Below are 7019 nucleotides of genomic sequence, written 5' to 3' on the forward strand. Positions count from 1 at the left end.
TAGTATAAACATATGAAAAAATATTTTAGGCCACTTGTCATTACATCGGTTGTACTTATATATTTAATCATAATTGCTGGAGCAGTTGTTAGAATGACAGGATCCGGAATGGGATGTCCAGATTGGCCTAAATGCTTTGGGTATTATATTCCCCCTACAGATGAAGCTCAGATCCAATGGAAAGCTAATTATGAATATGAAAAAGGGTTTATAGTCATATTGGATAAAGAATTAAGAATCGCAACTAGAGACTTCTCATCTGCTTCCACATACAATCCTGATAATTGGGAACCCTACACCAAACATGATTATGCTAAGTTTAATGTATGGCATACTTGGATTGAATATATCAACAGACTTGTTACAGTACTTTCTGGAATTCCAATTTTATTGATGTTTATCCTATCGTTACGATTTTGGAAAGAAAATCGTAAAATACCCATATATGCGTGTATTACAATTATTGCAATGGCCTTTCAGGCTTGGTTAGGGAAAATTGTAGTCGATTCTAATTTACTACCACTTAGAATTACTGTCCATATGTTGGTTGCTTTCATTATTCTAGCAATATTGTTATATGTATTATTCTTAACAAGAGAAAAAATCACATCCATTAAGTTCGGAACTACATTTAAAAACATATTACTTTTTTCTACTATACTTACACTAATACAAGTAGCCTTGGGAACTCAGGTAAGACAATATGTTGATGAACAAATTAAAATTGTTGGAGAGCATACAAAATCCGAATGGTTAAGCCCTCCTACTTTCACCTTCTATATACACAGATCATTTTCCATATTGATTGTTTTAATAAATACTTGGCTTCTTTGGTATAACAAAAAAATGCAATTAGGAATATCTAAATTAAATTGGGTTATAGGATTAATCGGTTTAGAAGCATTAACAGGAATATTAATGTATTATTTTGATTTCCCTTTTCTATCACAACCCTTGCACTTGGTTATATCATCCTTATTATTTGGTGTACAGTTTTATATCATATTAGAGGTGTTTAAAAATAAAGTTATTGAAGCTTAAAATTTTAAAATAGTCACGAACAAGTTTGTATCTTTGCCAATCCAAATTAATCAAGAATGATTTACCGTTTCAGAATTATCCTGGATACAGAAGAAGATGTATTTAGAGATATCGAAATCGAACAAGATGCTACTTTAGAGCAGTTCCATAATGTCATCAACCAATCTTTTGGTTTTGATGGTATGGAAATGGCATCTTTTTACACCAGTGATGAGCAATGGAATCAAGGAGAAGAGATATCTCTTTTTGACATGAGTGATGGCAATCAGCCAGTAAGATTAATGAATGAAACAACACTTAATGATGTAGTTCATGAAGCTTCTCCAAGATTGATCTACATATATGATTTTTTAAGTATGTGGACATTTTTGGTAGAGCTTGCCGAAATTGCAGAATATGAAAATGGACGAGAGTACCCGAATGTTATGTTCGTTCACGGACAAATTCCTGACAATGCTCCCGATAAAGAATTTAAAGCTGATGATTTAGACCAAAATAGTGATGATGAAGGTTTCTTAGACCTTGATGATTATGATGAATTAGGATTTGACGAACATTGGAATTAAAACTAAAAGAATATGATCAACTTATATAGCACCCAGATTGAATCTCTTTCGATTCATAAAATAGGAAACAAAAGTAGAAACGAGAACATATTTCTTTCTGATGCTCCGTATGCACTTAATGATGAATTAACTGCGCTATTAAAGGAGTATTTCTTTAAGCCTTTTAGAGAAAAAGAAGAGAATTATTTTCAGTTTGTTAATGAAGTTGATGTGGAGTTTAATCCGCTATATAAGATAGTGACCGAAATTTTTAACAATCCAGCATCGGCACACGAAAAATCCAAAAGAATTGCTTCTTTATTATACGAGCAATCGCAACACCCACATATCAAAAGTGGTGAAGTATATGTTGTTTATCTAGATAATCTTACCATAGATAATGAAAAAACTTCTGCTGTTGGAATTTTTAAATCAGAATTAAAATATGATTTCCTTCAATTTGAAGAAAAAGGAACTAACATAGCACTGTTACACCAACAAGGAGTTAACCTTAATAAACTTGATAAAGGTTGCCTTATTTTCAATCATAAAAAAGAAGAAGGATATAAAATTCTTTCTGTAGACTCTAACCGTTATGATACTAAATATTGGTTAGAGCATTTTCTTGGAGTAGAAGCATTTGCCGATGAAAACTTCTACACAAAAAAATACATGAAGTTCTGTCAGGATTTTGCAAAGGACGTAGTATTACCAGCAGAAGACAAAAAAGAAGAAGTGATGTTTATGAACCGAGCTGTAAATCACTTTGCTAAAAATGACACCTTCGAAGAATCTGCTTTTCTTAACGAAGTAATTGATAATCCAGACCTAATTCCAGAATTTAAACATTATAAGACAGAGAAAGCTCCAAAATATCATATAGAAGACCTTACAGAATTTCCTATTGCTAACACAGCGGTTTCCGCGGCAAGAAAAAAGATTAAAAACACTATTAATCTAGATACTAATATTCAAATTAAAATGGATTTCATCAATCCAGAATCTGCAGAAAAATTTGTAGAAAAAGGTTGGGACGAAGAAAAACAAATGTATTATTACTTGGTTTATTTTAATAAAGAACAGAAGGATTAATATAGCGCTAGGTTAAGTATTATCTCGAACTTTTTGTACTAAAAATAAGGTCTGTATTTACTTCTGTAATTGATTTGTCAGAATTTTCAATAAAATCACTTAGGAAGATTTTCTCATCATCCTTGTTAATAGGTTTTGGTTCTTCTATTATAGAATCCCCTACCAATCTATTTTGATAATAAATTAATGGTGATAATTTAATTACTCCACTTTCTTTAATATATGTTCCAGTAGTTTTGATAAAACGTTCACCATATTCTCCATAGTCCTCATAAGTAAATATATTTTCTCTTAAATCCAATGCCTTATATCCATTAGGTTTTGTATGCAGAAAACTTTTTACAAAATCCTCATGTCTAGGTTTACTAGAAACGTTATGGTAGTATAGAATAGGTTTTGTTCTTTGCGGATTATTAATACTATATTCAACTAATAATGAATCTCCTGAACGTTGAAATTGCCCAGTTTTATGAGCTCTATACTTTGACACATAGGTTATGTTATCCACTTGATAAACAAATTTCACCATTAGATCATTTACTCCACCTCCAAAATCAGGAAGCCTTGGTTGAACTGGTCTTGAATAAAAAACTAACGCCTCTACTTTTTCCGTTTTTTCAAAAGGATAAAACTTCGGAAGTTCAAAGTTATTCCACATCCAGATACAGGATATTAACAAAAATAAGCCACCAAAAACCCAAGGATTTATTTTCATAAAGTTAAAGCTTTATTAATAGGTATCAATAATAATGCTAATGTTACAATTCTTTTAGAAAGAAGATTCGTTGATAGATCAAAAATGAAAATGAAATTCATCTACTAAATCAAACAATTAGGACTTAATATTTTTATAAAAAACGCTAGTTAAACCATCTATTTATAATACTTTTGCCGCTTTATTTTTTTATAAAAACTAAAAAAACTTCATTTTCTGAGGTAACATTTTGTTATCTCGAGACACGTATATAAAAGCATTATAAACTTTACTAGAGTCAGAATACTCTAACATTATAAATATTTTAACGAAATTATGAAAAAAATTATATTTCTATCAGCTATAATTTTAGGAACTATTTTGAATTCTAAAGCACAAACACAGACTCAAGATTTAAATATGGGTTTGAATCAATTACAATTCCCAAGTGCCAATGGCGGCTTTAATAGAGTTCAAAGTTTCGGAGGTACATTCCCAGGAAAATGGTTATTTAAATCTCGTTTTGATGATATCTATTTAGATGCAGGTGAAAATTCTGGTAATAAATATAAAATTCTTTTTTTGAGTGGAGGTATCGAAAGAGCGCGAATGGATGGCGATGGTAAATTTGGCATCGGAACTACAAATCCAACAAACATTTTGAGCATTGAAAAGAATCAAAATGGTTCTACTCTTCTAGAAATTAATAACAGTAATAGCGGTAATTCCGCAAGACGTGGAATCATAATAGGAGAAGGAACACCAGGGAAATCAGTTTATCTATTATCTACTTCCTCTAATTATAACCAAGTAAATACTTGGGCCAATGCTGGTGTTTTAGGAACTGACAGCCAATTATCAAACGGTTTAATTATGAGATCTGCTTCAGGCAAAATAAGATTTCAACCAAATGGCATAAGTGACAAAATAGTCTTTGACGAGAATGGTAATATAGGTATTGGAACTACAAATCCAGATGCAAAGCTTAGCATTTATCTGCCGAACGGAACAGCTTCTTATCCTACTATTTCTGATAGCGGTAATCTGTTCCTTAAATCAAGAAGTTCTAATAGTGGTATGGAGTTTGGTAATTCAGCTGGGTTTAATGATAGAAAAGCGTGGATCATAGCTAGGCATACCGATGTCTCTAATTATGGAAAATACTACTCTACTCTACACCTACAACCAGATGTAGGCGATAAATCACAATATAGAGGTGTCAGCATTGGATATGAAGCATCTACTCAACTACCTATTAATACTCACTTAGCAGTATCCGGTAATGTAGGTATCGGAACTACAGATCCCAATTTTGCATTAGATGTATCTGGAACATCCAAAGGAATAAAACTTGGAAATGCAACTGAGAATTTATTATTTAGAAATAATATTGGAGGAGCAAACGAGATTAGAAGTTACGGATTAGCATTAGAGATTGAAACGAGAGATACTCAAGATATTTCTTTTAATAGTAATAACGGAAATTCTAAATTAATGATTATTAAAGGAAATGGTAGTGGAATTGGTATTGGAACTACAAATCCAACGCAAAAACTACAAGTAGATGCTAAGGATAGTGCAATACAAATCCAATTAAACAGAACAGGATCTAATACTGGTAAAGTTGATTTTGGAGTTGATAATAATGGTCTTCATTATTGGGTAGGAGGTTATGATGGTTTTGGGAAAGAAGAGTTCTTAATTGGAACAAATGGAAATATCGGTATCGGAACAAATACACCAGACGCTAAACTAGCTGTAAATGGCAATATCCATACTAAAGAAGTAAAAGTAGATTTAGTGGGATGGCCTGATTATGTATTCGAAGATAGTTACAACCTACCATCATTACAAGAAGTAGAAAATCATATCACAGAAAAAGGGCATTTAGAAAATATCCCTTCTGCAACAGAAGTAGCTGAGAACGGTATACAATTAGGAGAAATGAATAAAAAACTTCTTCAAAAAATAGAAGAATTGACACTCTATATGATTGAGCAGAATAAAAAGACCGATAACCAACAAAAAGAAATCTATAAACTTCAAGAAGAAAACAAACAATTACAATCAACAAACAGTATGTTAATTGAGTTGCAAATGCGTCTTGAAAAGCTAGAATCAAAACTAAATAATTAAAAAAACTATGAAAAAAACAGTATTCATAATAGCATTATCTTTTTTTTGCATAGAAGCAAAATCTCAAAATGTTGATCTAAACAATACTACTGATTATATTAGAGTTCAAAAGAATGGCGAAACGGGTTATACCCGAGCATTTGGTCTAAATGGAGCAAATCAACTTTATATTGGAAGTATTGAAAAGACAATAGGAAATATGTACTTTTTCAATAAAGGAACGGGGCATTTAATGACTCTTAATCCTTCTGGTAATATAGGTATTGGAACTACAAATCCTGGAGCTAAACTAGATATATTATCTAATACAGGACAAACAGAAAGTTTAATGCGTTTTAAGATATCAGATGCTCCCTCTGATTACTTACAATTTACAAATGCAACGGGAGTAGCCAACCGTTTTATGCCATTAATTAAAGGAAATGTACAATCCAGTAACATCTCATCATTAGTATTTATAGCTTCTACAGATGCTACTAATGATAACAGCGGTAGCAGTAGTATGATGAGGTTTGATACTAGAAGAAGTTCCAATGATCAGGGAATTACTACGCGTCCACTTTTTCAATGGACTAATTTCGATCAGAAATTAATGACAATGTCAGCTAATGGTAATCTAGGTATTGGAACTACAAATCCTCAAGAAAGATTTCAAATAGGAAACACTTATGCTTTCCATGATGGTGGGCACAAAGTTATAGGTTTTTTATACAAACCATCTGGTGGAGTTGATTTAGATCCATCTTTATACTCTAGCGAAATACGCTTTGATCCAACAAATGGTAATTTTCATTTCGGAACTTCTAACACCGTAACATCAGGTCCTACAGCTAGATTATCAATTAATAAAACTGGAAACGTTGGTATCGGAACGACAAATCCTTTAGCAAAACTAGACGTAAGAGGAGTAATTAAAACATCACACACGGATGGTAGATATGTAAACCTTTTTACCTCTGGAGACGGAAATAGTTACATAAATATTGCAGGTGGATCTACTACTTCTAGATTTGGTTTTCAGGTTGACGGAAGTAGTAAAATGTCTATAATGAAAAATGGAAATGTTGGTATTGGAACCGCAGACACTAAAGGTTACAAATTAGGTGTCAAAGGAAAAATAGCAGCAGAAGAAGTAAAGGTAGCTTTGCACGCAAATTGGCCTGATTATGTGTTCGAAGATAATTATAACCTACCTACACTGCAGCAAGTAGAAAATCATATCACAGAAAAAGGACATTTAGAAAACATTCCTTCTGCAGCAGAAGTAGCAGAAAATGGTATCCAATTAGGAGAAATGAACACTAAACTACTTCAGAAAATAGAAGAGTTAACACTCTATATGATTGAGCAGAATAAGAAGACAGATTTGTTACAACAAGAAGTAGAAGCTCTTAAAAAGAAAAATGAAGAACTAGAGAAAAAGATTAAATAATTATTCGAGGCCAGAAGTCGGGTGTCAGAGGTAGTCTACTATTTTAATTCTGACTTCTGACTTCTGACTTCTGACTTCT

6 protein-coding genes are annotated in these 7019 nt (G+C 32.1%); 5 read left to right on the forward strand and 1 reads right to left on the reverse strand.

Translation table 11 applies throughout. The features are described 5' to 3' along the window. Positions 1 to 12: 12 nt before the first annotated feature. From J8L88_RS15710 to J8L88_RS15720, 3 genes are read left to right on the forward strand one after another with little or no spacing between them, the layout of a single operon-like run. The gene (locus tag J8L88_RS15710) at positions 13 to 1041 is read left to right on the forward strand and encodes a heme A synthase (RefSeq protein ID WP_027392243.1); all 1029 of its coding nucleotides are present in this window, start codon (positions 13 to 15) and stop codon (positions 1039 to 1041) included. Between the two features lie 56 nt (positions 1042 to 1097). Beyond that, on the forward strand, positions 1098 to 1607 hold the full coding sequence (locus J8L88_RS15715; RefSeq protein ID WP_027392244.1) for a hypothetical protein: 510 nt from the start codon (positions 1098 to 1100) through the stop codon (positions 1605 to 1607). A 12-nt stretch (positions 1608 to 1619) separates the two neighbouring features. Next, positions 1620 to 2678, forward strand: coding sequence for a nucleoid-associated protein (locus J8L88_RS15720; RefSeq protein ID WP_027392245.1), 1059 nt, complete (start codon positions 1620 to 1622; stop codon positions 2676 to 2678). 19 nt (positions 2679 to 2697) lie between these two features. Here the strand turns inward: J8L88_RS15720 and J8L88_RS15725 are convergent, their stop codons facing one another. Further along, a complete protein-coding gene (locus J8L88_RS15725; RefSeq protein ID WP_211061211.1) occupies positions 2698 to 3393 on the reverse strand; it encodes a hypothetical protein in 696 nt (231 codons plus the stop codon). Between the two features lie 315 nt (positions 3394 to 3708). Here J8L88_RS15725 and J8L88_RS15730 point away from each other — a divergent pair, with 315 nt between their 5' ends. Together J8L88_RS15730 and J8L88_RS15735 are read left to right on the forward strand one after the other, a co-directional pair. Then, positions 3709 to 5508 (forward strand): hypothetical protein, encoded by a 1800-nt coding sequence (locus J8L88_RS15730; protein ID WP_211061212.1) that lies wholly within the window; start codon positions 3709 to 3711, stop codon positions 5506 to 5508. 7 nt (positions 5509 to 5515) lie between these two features. Further along, a complete protein-coding gene (locus J8L88_RS15735; RefSeq protein ID WP_211061213.1) occupies positions 5516 to 6940 on the forward strand; it encodes a hypothetical protein in 1425 nt (474 codons plus the stop codon). Positions 6941 to 7019: the final 79 nt, after the last annotated feature.

This window comes from Aquimarina sp. MMG015 (assembly GCF_018100855.1).
Classification (GTDB): Bacteria; Bacteroidota; Bacteroidia; order Flavobacteriales; family Flavobacteriaceae; genus Aquimarina; species Aquimarina latercula.